Raw genomic sequence first — 18,970 nt, 5'->3', positions numbered from 1 at the left:
GCTAGCTTAGCCTTTTGCCAGCTCCGGTTGAAAGCGTTGCAGACCGAGGGTTTGCAACTGGAAACAAATGAAGACGACTAAAGGCGCGCGGTTGTGCATTTCAGACAGCGCGCCTGTCATTGAAACCCGACATATGGCTTCTATCTCAGGTAGAATGCGCCCCCGGTTTTTGGAGAAGCTCATGACCCTGCTCAAATTCAGCGATGTGTCCCTTGCGTTCGGCGCTATGCCGTTGTTGGACAAGGTATCCTGGCAGATCGCCCGTGGTGAGCGGGTGTGCATCATCGGTCGTAACGGTACTGGCAAGTCCAGCATGTTGAAGCTGGTCAAAGGCGTACAGAAGCCCGATGACGGTGCAGTCTGGCGTGCGCCAGGCCTGAAAATCGGCGAATTGCCCCAGGAATTGCCAGTAGCCGACGACCGGACAGTGTTCGACGTGGTGGCCGAAGGCCTGGACGGTGTGGGCGCCTTGCTGGCCGAGTATCACCATCTTGCGCAGAACTGCGTCACTGAAGAGGACCTGAACAAGCTGATGCACGTTCAGCAAGACCTCGAAGCCCGTGACGGCTGGCGCTTGCAGCAACTCGTTGACAGCACGCTGAGTCGCCTGCAATTGCCAGCCGACAAGACGCTCGCCGAGTTGTCCGGCGGATGGCGTCGTCGCGTGTTGCTGGCCCAGGCCCTGGTGTCCGAGCCGGATCTGCTGCTGCTCGACGAACCAACCAACCACCTGGACATCGGCGCGATTGCCTGGCTGGAAGACGCGCTCAAGGAGTTCCAGGGCGCCGTGCTGTTCATCACGCACGACCGTTCTTTCCTGCAAAACCTCGCGACCCGCATCCTTGAACTGGACCGTGGCGGTCTGATCGACTGGAACGGCGACTACGCCAGTTTCCTCGTTCACAAGGAAGCCGTGCTGGCTGCCGAAGAAACGGCCAACGCGTTGTTCGACAAGCGCCTGGCTCAGGAAGAAGTCTGGATCCGTCAGGGCATCAAGGCGCGTCGCACTCGTAACGAAGGCCGTGTGCGTGCCCTCAAGGCATTGCGCGTCGAGCGTGGCGAGCGACGTGAGCGCACCGGCAAGGCCAATATCCAGCTGGATACGGCCGACAAATCCGGCAAGCAGGTCATGGTTCTGGACAACGTCAGCTTCGCTCACCCGGGCGGCCCGATGCTGATCAAGGACTTCTCCATGGTCCTGCAGCGCGAAGACCGCATCGGTCTGCTGGGTGCCAACGGTACCGGCAAGACCACATTGCTCAAGCTGATGCTCGATAACCTGCAGCCAACCAATGGCTCGGTTGAAGTCGGTACACGTCTGGACGTTGCGTACTTCGACCAGTTGCGTCATCAACTGGATCTGGAAAAAACCGTTATCGATAACGTCGCCGAAGGTCGCGACTTCATCGACATCGATGGCCAGAGTCGTCACGTACTGAGCTACCTGGGTGATTTCCTGTTCAGCCCGCAACGTGCCCGTACACCGGTGAAAGCGTTGTCAGGTGGTGAGCGTGCACGTCTGTTGCTTGCCAAGCTGTTCAGCAAGCCAGCCAACCTGCTGGTCCTCGACGAACCGACCAACGATCTGGACGTGGAAACCCTCGAGCTGCTTGAAGAAGTGCTGTTAACCTTCAAGGGCACCGTACTGATGGTGAGTCACGACCGGGCATTCCTCGATAACGTCGTGACCAGCACCCTGGTATTCGAAGGCGAAGGCAAAGTCCGCGAGTACGTTGGCGGTTATCAGGACTGGCTGCGTCAGGGCGGTTCACCAAAACTGCTCGGTGTCACTGACTCCAAGTCTGGCAAGGCCGAACTGGCCACTGCCGTGGTTGAAGCTGTGCCGGTTGAAGCCAAGGAAATACCGGTGGCGAGTGCCAAGAAAAAACTCAGCTACAAATTGCAGCGTGAGCTTGAGGCGTTGCCAGAGCAGATCGACGAAACCGAAGCACAGATTGCGGCTCTGACTGCCGAAATGGCCGAACCTGGCTTCTACCAGCGTCCTGCCGAGCAAACGGCTGCGGTGCTGGCTCAACTGGAAAACCGTCAGGCTGAACTGGACGGTTTGCTGGAGCGCTGGGCCGAGCTGGACGCCTGATACTCAAGGCAAATAAAAAGCCCGGATCATTGCTCCGGGCTTTTTATTGTGTGGCGCAAGTGGCAAGGCGTTTGCCAAATAACATCCAAATTATTTGAGTTGCCCCCAATCCTGTAGGAGCTCACCGAGGTTACGAGGCCAGCGATGACGGAGTGCCAGACAAACCGCGATCGCTGGCCTCGTAACCTCGGTGAGCTCCTACAGTCCGATGTTCGTGGCGACACAGCGCTGTGCCACGGACAGAGGGTGCGCTCATTAGCCCTGCGGTTGGATCACTCTGCTTTTTTCAACCGCACTGCGAGTACATCACAAGGTGCGCCATGCAATACGTCATTGGCGGTTGAGCCGAGCAACAGGGCCAGACCATGGCGACCGTGGCTGCCAACAACGATCAAGTCGCATTTTTCCTTGATCGCCAACTCGTGAATTTCCTGGCGGGGTTGGCCATACACCAAATGAGCCTCACCAATATTAGTATCGGGATATTGAGCCTTCAGCGCGGCAAGCTTCTCTTTCGCCTGATCAAATTGCTGCTGTTGAAGTTGCGAGAGATCCATCGGCACGTCGCCGCCAAAGGCCATGGCCATCGGCTCGACGATATGAACCAGCGACAATTTGGCCCCGTTGCGCTCGGCAATTTCGCGACCGCGGGAAAGGACAGGGTTGCACTCGTCAGTCAGGTCAACGGCGACCAGAACGTGTTCATACTTCATGAGGAAGTCCTCCGTAAGGTTGCGATGCGTTCAGTATGGCTCTTTCAGCCCGATCTGGGCAGGCCATTATCTTCATCAATGGGTTAGCGGATAAAAGGCAGCAAGCAATATGACGTTCTGGATAATTCTGTCAATCGTTGGCGTGATGCTCAGCCCATTGGTCTGGCTGCGGCCGTCCCGTCAGCAGGGCGGCAGAATGGCTCTGCGGATGGAAGCCCGGCGGATGGGGCTGGCCATGCAGCTCTCCGCGCAGGACTGGCCGCACTGGCTCTCCAGGCAACCGCCAAGCCCGTGCGCGCAATACCACCGACCGCGACGCAGCAGCAAACCTTCCGTGTGGGCGTATTGGCAGACAGAGCCCGGTGTTTGGCTCAATCAGTGGCGCGAGCCCTGTGAAGATGCTGGTTTGCTCGTGCACTTCAATACCCTGCCAGCTGATGTGTACAAGGTCGAAGCGGATAAGCAAATGATCACTCTGTGTTGGGGGGAGCAGGGCGAAGCAGAGGTGTTACAGCGTATTGCTGTAGTGCTGAAAGCGTTGGCTTGATGCTCGTCAGCTCAAATCTCAGGCATTAAAAAGCCCGATAACAACATCGGGCTCGGGTTGGCCAGGCAGGCCGGTAATTCTGTAGCGCTTTGCGGTGCAATGCCCAAAGCGTGTGACTCATGCAGTCAGCGAACCCTGAAAGGCTAGCCTCGTGCGGTCGTGCGCTGAATGTAGACTCTTTGCTCTCATTTGTCGCGCTTTCTTGTATTTATTTTCATGCGTGACCCTCTTCGGTGCAAAACCTACATGGAGGTTTGTTCGCTTTCTGCCGATAAACACAGTGAATAGAGGCTGATCACGCTGGGCTTGAGTGCTCCTGGACGTGCGATGCTTTATGGGATGACCCGCATTTGTGGGTGATTCGTCGAATTGACAAACTGCTGGATTTGCATGATGGTAGGCGCACCCAAATCAAACGGGCGTATGAATTGAGCGTTTGGTAGTAAGACAGTTCTTACAGATCCCGGCTACCGCATCGACGGGTGTGCCTGAAGATTTGGCGTTTCACCGACGATAACGTCGTAGTCGCGCCAGATTTCAGCGTCCGGTGTGTATTGTTCAGCTTCCATATCGTGGAGATCAGTTGATGATTTACGAAGGTAAAGCCATCACGGTTAAGGCTCTTGAGAGCGGCATCGTCGAATTGAATTTCGATCTCAAGGGTGAGTCCGTCAACAAGTTCAACCGTCTCACCCTCAATGACCTTCGTCAGGCTGTGGACACCATCAAAGCCGATGGCTCCATCAAGGGCGTGATTGTCACCAGCGGCAAGGACGTGTTCATCGTCGGCGCCGACATCACTGAGTTTGTCGACAACTTCAAGTTGCCGGACGCAGAACTGCTGGCTGGCAATCTGGAAGCCAACCGGATTTTCAGTGATTTCGAAGACCTTGGTGTGCCGACAGTGGTGGCCATCAACGGTATCGCCTTGGGTGGCGGCCTGGAAATGTGCCTGGCCGCAGACTATCGCGTGATGTCCAGCAGCGCCAAAATCGGCCTGCCCGAAGTCAAGCTGGGTCTCTATCCCGGTTTTGGCGGTACGGTTCGTCTGCCGCGTATCGTTGGTGCCGACAACGCTATCGAGTGGATTGCCTCTGGCAAAGAAAACCGTGCTGAAGACGCCCTGAAAGTGGGTGCAGTCGATGCCGTGGTCGCTCCGGAAAAGCTTCAGGAAGCTGCGATTGACCTGATCAAGCGCGCGATTTCTGGCGAGTTCGACTACAAGGCCAAGCGTCAGCCGAAGCTGGAAAAACTCAAACTCAACGCTATCGAACAAATGATGGCATTCGAAACCGCCAAAGGTTTCGTTGCGGGGCAGGCTGGCCCGAATTATCCGGCGCCGGTCGAAGCGATCAAGACCATTCAGAAAGCTGCCAACTTTGGTCGTGACAAGGCGCTGGAAATCGAAGCCGCCGGGTTTGTCAAAATGGCCAAGACTTCTGCGGCGCAGAGTCTGATTGGCCTGTTCCTGAACGATCAGGAGCTGAAGCGCAAAGCCAAGGTCTACGACGAAGTCGCCAAAGACGTGAAGCAAGCCGCCGTGCTGGGCGCTGGCATCATGGGCGGTGGCATTGCCTATCAGTCTGCTTCCAAAGGCACGCCGATCCTGATGAAGGATATCCGCGAAGACGCCATTCAGTTGGGTCTGAACGAAGCCTCGAAGTTGCTGGGCAACCGTGTTGAAAAAGGCCGTCTGACCGCAGCCAAAATGGCTGAAGCGCTGAATGCGATCCGGCCGACGCTGTCTTACGGCGATTTTGGCAATGTCGATCTGGTGGTCGAAGCCGTTGTCGAGAATCCGAAGGTCAAGCAGGCGGTATTGGCAGAGGTCGAAGCTCAAGTGGGCGATGACACGATTCTGGCCTCCAACACCTCGACCATTTCCATCAGCTTGCTGGCCAAAGCCCTCAAGCGTCCGGAAAACTTTGTCGGCATGCACTTCTTCAACCCGGTGCACATGATGCCGCTGGTTGAAGTGATTCGCGGTGAGAAGTCCAGTGAGCTGGCAGTTGCCACCACCGTGGCCTATGCCAAGAAAATGGGCAAGAACCCGATCGTGGTCAACGATTGCCCAGGCTTCCTGGTCAACCGCGTGCTGTTCCCGTACTTCGGCGGTTTCGCCCGACTGATCAGTGCCGGTGTGGATTTTGTCCGCATCGACAAAGTCATGGAGAAATTCGGCTGGCCCATGGGCCCTGCGTATCTGATGGACGTTGTCGGTATCGACACCGGCCACCACGGTCGCGATGTCATGGCTGAAGGCTTCCCGGATCGCATGAAGGATGACCGTCGCTCTGCTATCGATGCTCTTTATGAAGCCAAGCGCCTGGGCCAGAAGAACGGCAAAGGTTTCTACGCTTACGAGACAGATAAGAAGGGCAAGCCGAAGAAAGTTACCGACTCTGCGGTGCTCGAAGTTCTCAAGCCGATTGTCTACGAACAGCGCGAAGTGTCCGACGAGGACATCATCAACTGGATGATGATCCCGTTGTGCCTGGAAACCGTGCGTTGCCTGGAAGACGGCATTGTCGAAACGGCCGCTGAAGCTGACATGGGCTTGATCTACGGCATCGGCTTCCCTCCGTTCCGTGGCGGTGCGTTGCGCTACATCGATTCCATTGGTGTCGCTGAATTCGTTGCCCTGGCCGATCAATATGCTGATTTGGGCGCTCTGTACCACCCGACTGCGAAGCTGCGTGAGATGGCCAAGAACGGCCAGAGCTTCTTCGGTTAAGCGCCTTTCAGGAGTGAATGTATGAGTTTGAATCCAAGAGATGTGGTGATTGTAGACTTCGGTCGCACACCCATGGGCCGCTCCAAGGGTGGCATGCACCGCAACACCCGCGCTGAAGACATGTCCGCGCACCTGATCAGCAAATTGCTGGAGCGCAACAACAAGGTTGATCCGGCCGAAGTTGAAGACGTGATCTGGGGCTGCGTCAACCAGACCCTGGAGCAGGGCTGGAACATTGCGCGTATGGCTTCGTTGCTGACGCAGATCCCGCACACCTCGGCAGCGCAGACGGTCAGCCGCCTGTGTGGCTCGTCGATGAGTGCTTTGCACACTGCCGCCCAGGCAATCATGACCGGTAACGGCGATGTATTTGTGGTCGGCGGCGTCGAGCACATGGGCCACGTCGGCATGATGCACGGCGTTGATCCAAATCCGCACATGTCGCTTTATGCCGCCAAGGCATCCGGCATGATGGGCCTGACCGCAGAAATGCTCGGCAAAATGCACGGCATCACCCGTGAGCAGCAGGATGCCTTTGGCGTGCGTTCCCACCGCCTGGCCCACAAGGCCACGCTGGAAGGCAAGTTCAAGGACGAGATTATCCCGATGCAGGGGTATGACGAGAACGGTTTCCTCAAGGTCTTCGACTACGACGAAACCATCCGTCCCGAGACCACGCTGGAAAGCCTCGCGGCCTTGAAACCAGCCTTCAACCCGAAAGGCGGTACTGTGACGGCGGGCACATCTTCGCAAATCACCGACGGTGCTTCGTGCATGATTGTGATGTCCGCCCAGCGTGCCCAGGACCTCGGTATTCAACCGTTGGCGGTGATTCGCTCGATGGCTGTGGCAGGTGTGGATCCGGCAATTATGGGTTATGGTCCGGTTCCGGCGACCCAGAAAGCCTTGAAACGTGCCGGTCTGAGCATTGCTGATATCGACGTCTTCGAGCTCAACGAAGCTTTCGCCGCACAGGCCTTGCCAGTGCTGAAAGATTTGAAAGTGCTCGACAAGATGGATGAGAAGGTTAACCTGCACGGCGGTGCCATCGCCCTGGGTCACCCGTTTGGTTGCTCCGGCGCTCGTATCTCCGGCACTTTGCTTAATGTCATGAAGCAAAATGGCGCCAATCTGGGTGTTGCAACAATGTGCATCGGTTTGGGGCAGGGTATTGCTACCGTCTTCGAACGCGTCTGACGCGTCTGTTTGATGCGAGCCGGGGCCAGGTGCCCCGGCTTTTGTATTTTTGTAAAAGCCATTCCAGAAAAGTTTTTCAGTTTTTTTTTGCGAGGACAGCAACATGAATTTACAGCCAGGGCTCTATCGCCATTACAAAGGCCCCGAGTACCGCGTATTCAGTGTTGCCAGGCACTCCGAAACCGAAGAAGAAGTGGTGTTTTACCAAGCGCTGTACGGCGATTTCGGGATGTGGGTGCGGCCCTTGAGCATGTTCCAGGAGTCCGTCGAGGTTGACGGCGAGCAGGTCCCGCGCTTTGCTTTGGTTCAAGCCGAACCGAGCCTCTTTTCCAGGCCGTGAGGCGAGTTCGATCACTATCCCGTGCTTGACCTCCTCTTGTAGCCACTATATATAGCGGGGCCTTGACAGGTTCCAACCGTCTTTCATTTTCAGTATTCAGGAATTTTCTGATCCATGGGCAAATCGCTGGTCATCGTGGAATCCCCGGCTAAGGCCAAGACCATCAACAAGTATTTGGGCAACCAGTACGTGGTGAAGTCGAGTATCGGCCATATCCGAGACCTGCCCACCAGCGGTTCGGCTAGCGCCAGTAAAGAACCCGTCAAACGTGGCAAGGCCGCGGCTGGCGAAGGCCCGGTGCTCACGCCTAAAGAGAAGGCGAAGAAGCAACTGGTAGCCCGTATGGGCGTCGATCCGGATCATGGCTGGAAGGCAAAATACGAAATCCTTCCCGGCAAAGAGAAGGTGATCGAAGAGCTGCGTCGGCTCGCCAAGGATGCTGACACCATCTATCTCGCAACGGACTTGGACCGCGAGGGGGAAGCCATTGCCTGGCACCTGCGCGAAGCCATTGGTGGGGATGACAGCCGCTACAAGCGCGTGGTGTTCAACGAAATCACCAAGAAAGCCATTCAGGAAGCCTTCTCCAAACCGGGCGAGCTGGACATCGACCGCGTCAACGCTCAACAGGCGCGTCGTTTCCTCGACCGGGTTGTGGGTTATATGGTTTCGCCACTGCTGTGGCAGAAGATCGCTCGTGGCTTGTCCGCCGGGCGCGTGCAGTCGGTTGCTGTGAAGCTGGTGGTGGAGCGTGAGCGGGAAATCCGTGCGTTCAACCCTGAAGAGTACTGGGAAGTACACGCTGACCTAGGCACCGCCAAGGGCGCCAATGTGCGCTTCGAAGTTGCTCGGGAAAACGGTGAAGCGTTCAAGCCGCTGAACGAAGCTCAGGCCATGGCGGCACTGGAGAAGCTCAAGGCTTCCAGCTACAGCATCGCCAAGCGTGAAGACAAGCCGACCAGCAGCAAGCCTTCGGCACCTTTCATCACCTCGACCCTGCAGCAGGCTGCGAGTAACCGCCTGGGCTTCGGCGTGAAGAAAACCATGATGATGGCCCAGCGTCTGTACGAAGCGGGTTACATCACTTACATGCGTACTGACTCGACCAACTTGTCCGCTGATGCGGTGAGCATGGCGCGCGCATACATCGAAGCCGAGTTCGGCAAGAAGTACCTGCCGGAATCGCCAAACGTTTATAGCAGCAAGGAAGGCGCACAGGAGGCTCACGAAGCGATTCGTCCTTCCGACGTCAATACGCATCCGAGCAAACTGAGCGGCATGGAGCGCGATGCCGAGCGCCTGTACGAGCTGATCTGGCGTCAATTCGTGGCGTGCCAGATGCCTCCGGCGCAATACCTGTCTACCACCGTCAGTGTGGCGGCTGGCACCTTCGAGCTGCGCGCCAAGGGCCGTATCCTGAAGTTTGACGGTTACACCCGCGCCTTGCCGCAGATGACCAAGCCGGGCGATGACGACGTACTGCCGGACATGGCCCAGGGCGAAACCCTGAAGCTGGTCAAGCTTGACCCGAGCCAGCACTTCACCAAGCCGCCTGCGCGTTATTCGGAAGCGAGCCTGGTAAAAGAGATGGAGAAACGTGGCATCGGTCGTCCTTCGACCTACGCGGCGATCATCTCGACCATTCAGGACCGTGGCTACGTTGCATTGCACAATCGCCGTTTCTACTCCGAGAAAATGGGCGACATCGTGACCGAGCGTCTGTCCGAAAGCTTTTCCAATCTGATGGACTACGGCTTCACAGCCGGCATGGAAGAGAATCTCGATGACGTAGCCCAGGGTGAGCGTGACTGGAAAAACGTTCTCGATGAGTTCTACGGTGACTTCCGCAAAAAGCTGGAAGTGGCGGAGGCGCCTGACAGCGGTATGCGTGCCAACGAGCCGGTGATGACCGACATCCCGTGCAAGGTGTGTGGTCGACCGATGCAGATCCGTACGGCGTCGACTGGTGTATTCCTCGGCTGCTCAGGTTACAGCCTGCCGCCGAAAGAGCGTTGCAAGGCCACCGTCAACCTGACACCGGGCGATGAAATTGCCGAAGACGATGAAGGTGAATCCGAATCCCGGGTACTGCTCGGCAAACACCGTTGCCATATTTGCAGCACGGCAATGGACGCTTACCTGCTGGATGAGAAGCACAAGTTGCACATCTGCGGTAACAACCCGGATTGCGTCGGTTTTGAAGTCGAAGAGGGCAATTACCGGATCAAGGGTTACGAAGGTCCGAGCCTGGAATGCGACAAGTGTGGCAGCGAGATGCAGCTCAAGACCGGTCGCTTTGGCAAGTTCTTTGGCTGCACCAATCCTGATTGCAAGAACACCCGCAAGTTGCTCAAGAGTGGTGATGCAGCTCCGCCGAAGATGGATCCGGTGAAGATGCCAGAACTCAAGTGTGACAAGGTCGACGACACGTACATTCTGCGTGACGGCGCATCCGGGTTGTTCCTGGCGGCCAGTCAGTTCCCGAAAAACCGTGAAACACGCGCACCGCTGGTTCTGGAAATTGCCCCGCACAAGGACGAGATCGATCCGAAGTACCACTTCCTGTGCGAAGCGCCGAAGAAGGATCCTGATGGTCGTCCTGCTGTGATCCGTTACAGCCGCAAGACCAAAGAGCAGTACGTTCAGACTGAAGTTGAAGGCAAGCCTACTGGCTGGAAAGCTTTCTACGACGGCAAGGCCTGGAAGGTCGAAGACAAGCGTTGATTCTGTCTGAACGGACCTGATGCGTGAATGCTAAGCCCTCGGTATGCTGGTCGTGCCGAGGGCTTTGTTTTTTGGTTGGGATGCAACAAACATTGGACCTGTAGGCGCTCACCGAGGTTACGAGGCCAGCGATCACGGCTTGTCTGACACACCGCCATCGCTGGCCTCGTAATCTCGTGAGCCCCTAAAGGATTGGGGTTAATTCGGAAGGTTGCACCGCACTCATGTTGGTGCAGGCTTTATTTCATCGCTACGGAGGTTGCCGCCATGGCCCATGAACTCTACACCCGTACCAATCAAAAGATTTACTTCGCCGGGCTCGCCCTGGAGTCCATGGGCAAGGCGCAGGAAGGCCGTGCAATGAACGCGCAGGCGCTGTTGCAGGCGGAGCGTGAGTCCGCGTTGTTCCATTTGTATGGTGCTTTGCTGGGGTTGTGTCATGAGATCGCCGGTTACTACCGCTTGCCGGAGGCCAATGCGCCGCGCGCAGAACTGCTCCTGAATCAGAAGGTGCTGGATGCACTGGCGATCCCGGAAATGGCTGAGCTGGTCGAGTTGGCTCAAAACAGGGAAACCTGGCTGGCTCAGCTGATTGCGGCTTATAACGCCTTGTTTGAACCGCCGCGTGCGCCCAAAAAAGTAAAAGGCGATGTGACGCAGCCACTGATCGTGGCGGTGAATCTTGATGAAGAGTCTGAGCCTGAATTGACCCGCGAGGAGCTTGAAAGCTGGCGTCAGCAGCTTAAAGGGCTGGCGATTCGCTTCCGTGAAGGCCTGAGCGAGTGCTGAAATGCACTGAATCACGGACCAGACCCTTCTGGTTATGACTACTGCGACAAAAAGGCCGGGCAACGCGGCTCGTCATAAAACGGGAACAGGCCCTAGGGACTGAGTCGACAGGCTGCTACAATGTCGGCCTTTCGTGGAGTACTGCCCTGATGCCAACATCGTTTCTTGAAATTGTGGAACTACCTGACGGTCGGATCGAGCTGCGTCGTGCCGATGACGAAGGGTCGTTGGTGACGCTGGATTTCTCGGCTGACGCCAAAGAGTTTCTGCAAGGGCAACACGTAGAAATCGCCAAGGCAATGCTGAGCGTAGGTGTACAGATGGCGGGTCGTCTGGCCGAAGGCGAGCTGGAAAAAGATACCGGCCCGCGAGTTCTTCACTAAAGCTTGTTTCAGCCCAGACGAATGTTCAGGCTCTGCGCGTCACCCAGCTTTGCCGCGCTGATCAGTTGTTGACGCAATCCTGTACTGATCGGATTGATCCAGCTGACAACCGTGTGGCTGCGCCCAAGGCGAAGCGCCTCACGGGTCAGTTCAAATGCGCTCTGAGTTCCGCGTGGTTGCAGCAACAGAATCCGTTCGCGATTCAGCCCGGCGTCACGCAGCCAGCGTTGTGTAAGGCTGGATGGTGGTGCGATCAGGGTCAGCCAGCGAGCGTCAGATTCTTCGCTCAGTTCACGCAGGATTGGCGCCAGCAGGCTCAAGCAGTTCCCGGCCGCACCACGCAATGACAGCTCACTGAACACCTCAGGTTCGTTGTTCCATGACGTTGCCGCTGCCTCTTTGAGCATGGGCGCAATAGGTTGCGCGAGAAATGCTTCAAACAGCGGAAGTTGTGATTGCGGGGCCTGGACGAACTGCATGATGTCTCCTTAGCGACGGATAACGCCGACGCTCAAACCTTCGATAACCAGTTCCTGATCCTTGAGATTCACTTCGATGGGCGCGAAGTCCGGGTTTTCGGCAATCAGCCAGACTTTGCTGCCTTCACGCTTGAATCGCTTGACCGTCACTTCATCGCCAATGCGTGCTACCACGATCTGGCCATTGCGGGCCTCACGGGTGGTGTGCACAGCGAGTAGATCGCCATCAAAAATGCCGACATCTTTCATGCTCATGCCTTGCACCCTTAGCAGGTAATCGGCACTTGGATGAAAAAACGCAGGGTTGATGTTGCAAGATTCTTCGATATGTTGCTGAGCCAGAATCGGTGCGCCTGCCGCAACCCGGCCGATGATCGGCAAGCCGCTTTCTTCGGTCTTGGCTTCAAAGCCTGGAATGCGGATGCCTCGGGAAGCACCTGGAGTCATTTCGATCGCGCCTTTACGGGCGAGGGCTTTAAGGTGCTCTTCTGCTGCGTTGGGCGATTTGAAGCCCAGCTCCTGAGCGATTTCCGCACGGGTAGGCGGGTAGCCGTTGTCTTCAAGGCAGCGCTTGATGAATTCCAGAATTTCAGCTTGGCGTGGCGTCAGTTTAATCATGTTGATCGCTCTGTCTTTTTATACAGTGACTGGGATTATATACAGTGCGAGCGAGTTGGCAATCGTCCTTTTCTCTCAGTTATTTCCAAGGTCATCGGGCAGAAGGGCAGGGAAGGCTATGTGGATGGCTACAGCCCACGGTTTATATGGTTAAATACGCCCCTGTCGGGCTATGGCGAATCACGGGCTTGACAGGTACATAGTCTGAAACGTATGTTTCAAACAAGTGTTTGTCAGGCAGAGAACCATGGCCCAGTCGGAAACAGTTGAACGCATTCTTGATGCTGCCGAGCAGTTGTTCGCGGAAAAAGGCTTCGCGGAGACCTCGCTACGGCTGATTACCAGCAAGGCGTCGGTCAATCTGGCGGCGGTCAATTACCACTTCGGTTCCAAGAAGGCGCTGATCCAGGCTGTTTTCTCACGCTTCCTCGGGCCTTTCTGTATCAGCCTTGATCGTGAGCTGGAGCGTCGTCAGGCCAAGCCTGATCAAAAACCTACGCTGGAAGAGCTGCTGGAGATGCTTGTCGAGCAAGCACTCGTGGTCCAGCCGCGCAGCAATAACGATCTGTCGATTTTCATGCGTCTGCTCGGTCTGGCGTTCAGCCAGAGCCAAGGCCATTTGCGTCGCTATCTCGAAGACATGTACGGCAAGGTGTTCCGCCGTTACATGGTACTGGTCAATGAGGCGGCACCGCGCATTCCTCCCATCGAACTGTTCTGGCGTGTGCACTTCATGCTCGGTGCTGCAGCGTTCAGCATGTCCGGCATCAAGGCATTGCGAGCGATCGCTGAAACCGATTTTGGCGTTAACACCTCCATCGAGCAGGTCATGCGCCTGATGGTGCCGTTTCTGGCCGCTGGCATGCGGGCCGAAACCGGTGTCACCGACACCGCAATGATTGCTGCGCAGCTCAAGCCGCGCACCAAAAGCACCTCAAGTATCCCCGGCACTGCCAAGGCCTGACTGTTCGCGCATTGCGCCAGGCTCGATGATCAAGCACCATTGCCCGGATTGGATATCGGCAATGGTGTTTTTTTATGAGTTCTGGCCTGCAAGGCTCTTTGATGGTGGATGTCGCGGGCACCTGGTTGACCGCCGAGGATCGCCAGTTTCTGCGTCAGCCCGAAGTGGGCGGCCTGATCATTTTTGCCCGCAATATTGAACATCCCCGACAGGTACGTGAGTTAAGCGCGGCGATTCGTGCGGTACGGCCTGATTTGCTGTTGGCAGTGGACCAGGAGGGCGGTCGCGTCCAGCGCTTGCGCCAAGGGTTTGTGCGATTGCCTGCCATGCGTTCTATTGCCCATCAGCCAAATGCCGAGGTGCTGGCCGAGCATTGCGGCTGGCTGATGGCGACTGAAGTGCTGGCGGTGGGCCTGGACCTGAGTTTTGCGCCCGTGCTTGATCTCGACTATCAGCGCAGCGCTGTTGTCGGTACGCGCTCTTTTGAGGGTGATCCCGAGCGTGCGGCGTTGCTGGCGGGTGCATTTATTCGTGGCATGAACGCCGCTGGCATGGCCGCGACCGGTAAGCATTTTCCCGGGCACGGCTGGGCAGAGGCTGACTCCCATGTGGCGATACCCAATGACGAACGCAGCCTGGAGCAGATCCGCGCCAACGATCTGGTCCCGTTTGCCCGGCTGAGCCAGCAACTGGCTGCGGTGATGCCCGCGCATGTCATTTATCCGCAGGTCGATCCTCAGCCCGCCGGTTTCTCCCGGCGCTGGTTGCAGGATATTTTGCGCGGCGAGTTGAAGTTCGACGGCGTGATTTTCAGTGATGACCTGTCCATGGCCGGCGCCCATGTGGTCGGTGATGCTGCCAGTCGTATCGAGGCGGCCTTGACCGCCGGCTGTGACATGGGGCTGGTTTGCAACGATCGGGCGGCTGCGGAGCTGGCACTGAGTGCAGCGCAACGGCTCAAGGTCAAGCCTTCGGCACGTATTGCCAAAATGCGCGGTCAGGCTTTTGCCAGCACCGAGTATCGTCAACATCCGCGCTGGCTTGCCGCGCTTGAAGCGTTGCGCGCTGCGCAATTGATCGACTAAGGATTTTTCATGACTGTTTACGCAATTATCGGTGGCACGGGGCTGACTCAGCTTGAAGGCTTGAACATTCGTCAGTCTTTGCCGGTGAGTACGCCTTACGGTGCGCCTTCGGGTGAGATTCAGATCGGTGACTACGCCGGTCGCGAAGTAATGTTTCTGGCCCGTCACGGTCATCCGCATCGCTTTCCGCCACATCAGGTTAATTATCGGGCCAACATCTGGGCGCTCAAGCAGGCTGGCGCTGAGGCCATTCTGGCGGTCAACGCAGTGGGTGGGATTCATCCGGCCATGGGCACTGGACATTTTTGTGTGCCCCACGACCTGATCGATTACACCAGCGGCCGTCAGCACACGTTCTTCGCCGATGACCTGGAGCAAGTAACCCATATCGACTTCAGCTATCCCTACAGCGAAGCGCTGCGCGGGCGTCTGATTGCGGCGTTGGCGGCAGAGGGTTGTGAGTTCAGCGAGCGCGGCGTTTATGCCTGCACTCAAGGGCCGCGTCTTGAGACTGTGGCCGAGATCATTCGCCTTGAGCGTGACGGCTGCGACATTGTGGGCATGACCGGTATGCCGGAAGCTGCTCTTGCTCGCGAGCTGGAACTGGAATATGCCTGTCTGGCGCTAGTGGTCAACCCGGCAGCAGGCAAATCGTCAGCGGTTATTACCATGGCCGAAATTGAACAGGCCTTGCACGACGGGATGGGCAAAGTGAAAGCGACGCTGGCGCGGGTGCTGGGCGCGGTTTGACAATGTTTACTGTGTAGGAGCCGAGCTAGCTCGCGATGAACGATGACTCTATATTCACGATAAACCGCAGTGTCTGAATCGCGGGCGAGCCCGGCTCCCACAGATCGGCGATCCCTGTAAGAGCTGCCGAAGGCTGCGAAGGCGGTGTGACAGACAAGACCTTCTTCGCAGTTTTCGGCAACTCCTACAGGGGCGTGATGTGATGTCCTTACTTCTTGCCCTTCTTTGTCTGCGCCGGCAACGGCGCAAACAATGCGGCGATGTCTTCGCTCTGCAGTTTCCAGTCACCCGTTACCCGGCCATCCAGCACTCCGGCCGCCAATGCTGACTTCTCTTGCTGCAAGCGCTGGATCTTCTCCTCCACGGTGCCTCGGGCAATCATCTTGTAGACGAATACCGGTTTGTCCTGACCGATGCGATAAGCGCGGTCGGTGGCCTGGTTTTCGGCTGCCGGGTTCCACCACGGGTCGTAATGGATCACGGTGTCGGCAGCGGTCAGGTTCAGACCGGTGCCACCCGCTTTCAGGCTGATCAGGAAGATTGGCAGCTTGCCCGCCTGGAATGCCTGCACCGGCGTGCGCCGGTCTCTGGTAGAGCCGGTCAGCAGGGCGTATTCGATACCGCGTTGTTTCAGTTCGGCTTCGATCAGGGTCAGCATCGAGGTGAACTGCGAGAACAGCAGAATCTTCCTGCCCTCGGCCAGCAGTTCTTCGAACATCTCCATCAGGCTTTGTAACTTGGCGGAGTGACCCTGGCGCGGGTTGGCCGGAGCGCTGTTGACCAGACGCAAGTCGCAGCAGACCTGACGCAGCTTGAGCAGCGCTTCAAGGATGATGATCTGGCTGCGCGCCACGCCTTTGCGAGTGATCTCGTCGCGGACTTTCTTGTCCATGGCCAGGCGCACAGTTTCGTACACATCCCGCTGGGCTTCGTTAAGTTCGACCCAGTGAATGATTTCAGTCTTGGGTGGCAGCTCGGTGGCGACCTGTTCCTTGGTGCGACGCAGCAGGAACGGTTTGATCCGCGCGTTCAGATGCTGCAGGCGCTCCATGTTGCCGTGCTTCTCAATGGGGTTACGGTAGTTGCTGTTGAATTCCTTGCTGCTGCCTAGCCAGCCCGGCATCAGGAAGTGAAACAGTGACCATAACTCGCCTAGATGGTTTTCCAGCGGCGTACCACTCAGGCACAGGCGCTGGCGGGCATTGAGGCTGCGCGCGGCCTGAGCGGCTTTGCTGTTGGGGTTCTTGATGTACTGCGCTTCATCGAGGATCAGGGTGTGAAACGACAGCTTGGCCAGTACTTCCTCGTCCCGCGGCAGCAGGGCATAGGTGGTAAGAATCAGGTCGTACTGACTCAGGTTGTCGAAATCAGCGTGGCGATTGGCGCCATACAAAGCGAGCACCCGTAGTTGCGGGGTGAAGTTTTCGGCTTCGTCCAGCCAGTTGGGGATCAGGCTGGTGGGCATCACGGCCAGCGCCGGGCGATCCAGACGTCCGGCCTGTTTCTCCATGAGCAGGTGCGCCAGGGTCTGCAGGGTTTTACCCAGACCCATGTCATCGGCCAGCACGCCACCGACTTCCAGTTCGCGCAGCGACTGCATCCAGCTCAGGCCTTCGTGCTGGTAGGGTCGCAAAGTGGCGTTGAGCCCCTCTGGCACCGCCACCGGCGCGTCCTTGATATTGGCCAGCCGGTCCGCGAATTGGCGAAGACGGTCGCCGCCTTGCCAGCTCAGGGGTAAATCATCGAGCTGGCCCAGGCGTGTGGCGTCGGCGGTGTTCAGGCGCAGTGAGTTACTGCCTTCTTCGCGCCAATAGAAATCGCCAAGGGTGGCCAATACCGGTTTCAGGCGCCCATAGGGCAGGGCGATCTGCACCGGCCCGCCGCCATTTTGCGTGAAGTGATTGAGTTGCACGAGCAGTTGCTCGTCATCGCCACGCTTGGCAATCCCGGCAGCGCTCATCAATTCCGGGTGACTGCGCAGCAGGTTGATAAGGATTGGCAGCAAGCTCAGGCGTTCGCCGTTGACGATGATGCCCAGCTCCAGATCGAACCAGTCGCGTTCCGCCTCTTCGTCGATGACTGCATACCAGTCGTCCACGGGGGTCACGTCGAAAGCGAAATCCTCGGTGATGACGATTTCCCAGCCTTGTTCTTCAAGGCGCGGCAAGTCGTTGAGGACGAAGTGCAGCCACGCCTTGTCGTTGGGCAGGTCAAACATGTCACCGGCGGTGTCTGGCAGCGCTTTGCTTTGCCGGGTTGCGACTCTGAAACCCATGTCCTGCAGCACCTGACGTTGCTGGCGCTCCAGCTCGCCCTGGCGGCGAATACGCAGGGTTTCGGTTTCCCGGTGTTCGATGATGTCGCTTTTCTGGTTAACCAGATCGCTTCCGAGCGAGCTGACCAGGATGCTCACATTGGCCGTGCCGATTGCGTAGTGCTTGTCGTAGCCAAAAGCAAGGGCTGCGCGATGCTGGATGTGGCGCTGCATGCGCCCGTTGCGTGGCTCGTAAGCACTGAACTCGACACTGGCCAGCATCAGGCGTGGCTGTGGCTTGATGTCGTCGACCAGTCGCTCCGGCAGGGCGGGCGCTTTCTCGATGCGCGGCGGCTGCACAGAGGGGGCCGTATCCAGCGCAGCCTGCAAGGCGTTGCGGTTCTGTGGCGCCTGCAGATAGAACAGCGCGGCTGCACAGTGCTTGCAGTTCTCTCTTACCGGGCACGTGCATTTACAAACCAGAGCATTTTTGAATCGCTCGGGATCTCTGAATTTCAGCGTCTGGGTATAGACCTCAGAACCTGAACCTCTGCACAGCGTGCGAGCCGAGTCAGGGTTGAGTTCTTCAAGCTGGATACGGTCTTCGTGGGCGTAGTCAAACCCCCGCTCAACGGTTTTGCTGGTAAATGCATGTGTCCAGGGCGAAGCGAGGACTTTTTCGAGAATGGACGACACAGTTCAGGACAGCCCTACGCCGTAGCGATGCTCAAATGGGAAAAGAAGCACGTGTTGCGCTACTTGAATAGTTACAGGGGCGATACTTTCACCAGCATGGCCAGACTTCCGTGGTCCATGTAAATCAGCTCGCCGTTCTTGACCCGGGTGGTCTGTTTCAGGCGCTCACTGCTGGTCAGCACACCGTGGGCATCAAGCTGGTTGACCCAGAAGTCTGCCGCGATATCGGTAAAGCGTGCAATGCCTATGCTCAAGGTGCCTTCAATAGGGAAGTGCGCCCACTGTTCTTCGCCGCTGGTGACGGCAACTTTGCTTGGCTCTGCGCTCAGATTCTGTTGCCAGGCACGGTGCAGCAACACTTGGTAGGTGCCGCTGGCGTTCAGCTTGTCGGCCAGATCCTTCAACGCAATCCCACGCTCACTCTGCGCGTCAATCTTCTGGGCGTTGGCCGCCCAGTGCTCAGGCGCGATCTGGCGCGTTGCAGCAGGTTCGCCTTGCTGGCGGAACAGGATCATTTCGACCTGAAAATTGCCATCGGCAAATGCTGCTGGCGCGATCAGCGTCAGCAGCAGGATGAGTGAGTGGAGCACACGCATGAA

Annotated in this window: 17 protein-coding genes; 11 read left to right on the top strand and 6 right to left on the bottom strand. The window is 57.3% G+C overall.

Going from position 1 to position 18,970, the window contains the following annotated elements; all coding sequences use genetic code 11:
• Positions 1–6 precede the first annotated feature (6 nt).
• Positions 7–183 (bottom strand): hypothetical protein, encoded by a 177-nt coding sequence (locus tag ABRP31_RS17125; protein ID WP_349969437.1) that lies wholly within the window; start codon positions 181–183, stop codon positions 7–9.
• On the opposite strand from ABRP31_RS17125, the gene ABRP31_RS17120 reads away from it, so the two are divergent.
• Positions 182–2,098, top strand: a complete 1,917-nt coding sequence (locus ABRP31_RS17120; RefSeq protein WP_087265107.1) for an ATP-binding cassette domain-containing protein — start codon at positions 182–184, stop codon at positions 2,096–2,098. The two genes, ABRP31_RS17125 and ABRP31_RS17120, sit on opposite strands and share 2 nt — an antisense overlap.
• 272 nt (positions 2,099–2,370) lie before the next feature.
• Here the strand turns inward: ABRP31_RS17120 and ABRP31_RS17115 are convergent, their stop codons facing one another.
• Positions 2,371–2,811 (bottom strand): universal stress protein, encoded by a 441-nt coding sequence (locus ABRP31_RS17115; RefSeq protein ID WP_087265106.1) that lies wholly within the window; start codon positions 2,809–2,811, stop codon positions 2,371–2,373.
• 109 nt (positions 2,812–2,920) lie between these two features.
• On the opposite strand from ABRP31_RS17115, the gene ABRP31_RS17110 reads away from it, so the two are divergent.
• The 7 genes from ABRP31_RS17110 (at position 2,921) to ABRP31_RS17080 (ending at position 11,525) form a co-directional block, all read left to right on the top strand.
• Positions 2,921–3,358: a hypothetical protein gene (locus tag ABRP31_RS17110; RefSeq protein ID WP_349969435.1), complete on the top strand. Its 438-nt coding sequence runs from the start codon at positions 2,921–2,923 to the stop codon at positions 3,356–3,358.
• A gap of 586 nt (positions 3,359–3,944) precedes the next feature.
• A complete protein-coding gene (fadB, locus tag ABRP31_RS17105) occupies positions 3,945–6,092 on the top strand; it encodes a fatty acid oxidation complex subunit alpha FadB (protein WP_349969434.1) in 2,148 nt (715 codons plus the stop codon).
• Positions 6,093–6,113: 21 nt separating this feature from the next.
• Positions 6,114–7,289: an acetyl-CoA C-acyltransferase FadA gene (gene fadA, locus ABRP31_RS17100; protein ID WP_087265103.1), complete on the top strand. Its 1,176-nt coding sequence runs from the start codon at positions 6,114–6,116 to the stop codon at positions 7,287–7,289.
• A 103-nt stretch (positions 7,290–7,392) separates the two neighbouring features.
• Positions 7,393–7,629 carry a DUF1653 domain-containing protein gene (locus ABRP31_RS17095; RefSeq protein ID WP_087265102.1) on the top strand — a complete coding sequence of 79 codons (237 nt, stop codon included), beginning with the start codon at positions 7,393–7,395 and terminating at the stop codon, positions 7,627–7,629.
• A 114-nt stretch (positions 7,630–7,743) separates the two neighbouring features.
• Positions 7,744–10,353: a type I DNA topoisomerase gene (gene topA, locus ABRP31_RS17090; RefSeq protein ID WP_349969433.1), complete on the top strand. Its 2,610-nt coding sequence runs from the start codon at positions 7,744–7,746 to the stop codon at positions 10,351–10,353.
• Positions 10,354–10,620: 267 nt separating this feature from the next.
• Positions 10,621–11,142 carry a DUF6586 family protein gene (locus ABRP31_RS17085; protein WP_349969432.1) on the top strand — a complete coding sequence of 174 codons (522 nt, stop codon included), beginning with the start codon at positions 10,621–10,623 and terminating at the stop codon, positions 11,140–11,142.
• A 149-nt stretch (positions 11,143–11,291) separates the two neighbouring features.
• Positions 11,292–11,525: a hypothetical protein gene (locus tag ABRP31_RS17080; RefSeq protein ID WP_027900631.1), complete on the top strand. Its 234-nt coding sequence runs from the start codon at positions 11,292–11,294 to the stop codon at positions 11,523–11,525.
• 8 nt (positions 11,526–11,533) lie between these two features.
• Here the strand turns inward: ABRP31_RS17080 and sulA are convergent, their stop codons facing one another.
• A complete protein-coding gene (gene sulA, locus ABRP31_RS17075) occupies positions 11,534–12,004 on the bottom strand; it encodes an SOS-induced cell division inhibitor SulA (RefSeq protein WP_349969430.1) in 471 nt (156 codons plus the stop codon).
• A 9-nt stretch (positions 12,005–12,013) separates the two neighbouring features.
• Positions 12,014–12,622 carry a transcriptional repressor LexA gene (lexA, locus tag ABRP31_RS17070; protein ID WP_087265098.1) on the bottom strand — a complete coding sequence of 203 codons (609 nt, stop codon included), beginning with the start codon at positions 12,620–12,622 and terminating at the stop codon, positions 12,014–12,016.
• A gap of 247 nt (positions 12,623–12,869) precedes the next feature.
• On the opposite strand from lexA, the gene ABRP31_RS17065 reads away from it, so the two are divergent.
• The 3 genes from ABRP31_RS17065 (at position 12,870) to ABRP31_RS17055 (ending at position 15,421) form a co-directional block, all read left to right on the top strand.
• On the top strand, positions 12,870–13,586 hold the full coding sequence (locus tag ABRP31_RS17065) for a TetR/AcrR family transcriptional regulator (RefSeq protein ID WP_087265097.1): 717 nt from the start codon (positions 12,870–12,872) through the stop codon (positions 13,584–13,586).
• 86 nt (positions 13,587–13,672) lie between these two features.
• Complete coding sequence (gene nagZ / locus ABRP31_RS17060; RefSeq protein ID WP_193441845.1) at positions 13,673–14,671, top strand: beta-N-acetylhexosaminidase; 999 nt, start codon at positions 13,673–13,675, stop codon at positions 14,669–14,671.
• A gap of 9 nt (positions 14,672–14,680) precedes the next feature.
• Positions 14,681–15,421 carry an S-methyl-5'-thioinosine phosphorylase gene (locus ABRP31_RS17055; protein WP_349969428.1) on the top strand — a complete coding sequence of 247 codons (741 nt, stop codon included), beginning with the start codon at positions 14,681–14,683 and terminating at the stop codon, positions 15,419–15,421.
• A 208-nt stretch (positions 15,422–15,629) separates the two neighbouring features.
• On the opposite strand, the gene ABRP31_RS17050 is transcribed toward ABRP31_RS17055, so the two are convergent.
• Together ABRP31_RS17050 and ABRP31_RS17045 are read right to left on the bottom strand one after the other, a co-directional pair.
• Positions 15,630–18,371 carry a DEAD/DEAH box helicase gene (locus ABRP31_RS17050; RefSeq protein ID WP_349969426.1) on the bottom strand — a complete coding sequence of 914 codons (2,742 nt, stop codon included), beginning with the start codon at positions 18,369–18,371 and terminating at the stop codon, positions 15,630–15,632.
• 71 nt (positions 18,372–18,442) lie between these two features.
• Positions 18,443–18,967 carry a CsiV family protein gene (locus ABRP31_RS17045; RefSeq protein WP_349969425.1) on the bottom strand — a complete coding sequence of 175 codons (525 nt, stop codon included), beginning with the start codon at positions 18,965–18,967 and terminating at the stop codon, positions 18,443–18,445.
• Positions 18,968–18,970 lie beyond the last annotated feature (3 nt).

The organism is Pseudomonas caspiana (genome assembly GCF_040224095.2).
Lineage (GTDB): Bacteria > Pseudomonadota > Gammaproteobacteria > Pseudomonadales > Pseudomonadaceae > Aquipseudomonas > Aquipseudomonas caspiana.
Note: the sequence above shows the minus strand (reverse complement) of the source record. Positions and strands in the feature narration are given on the sequence as shown.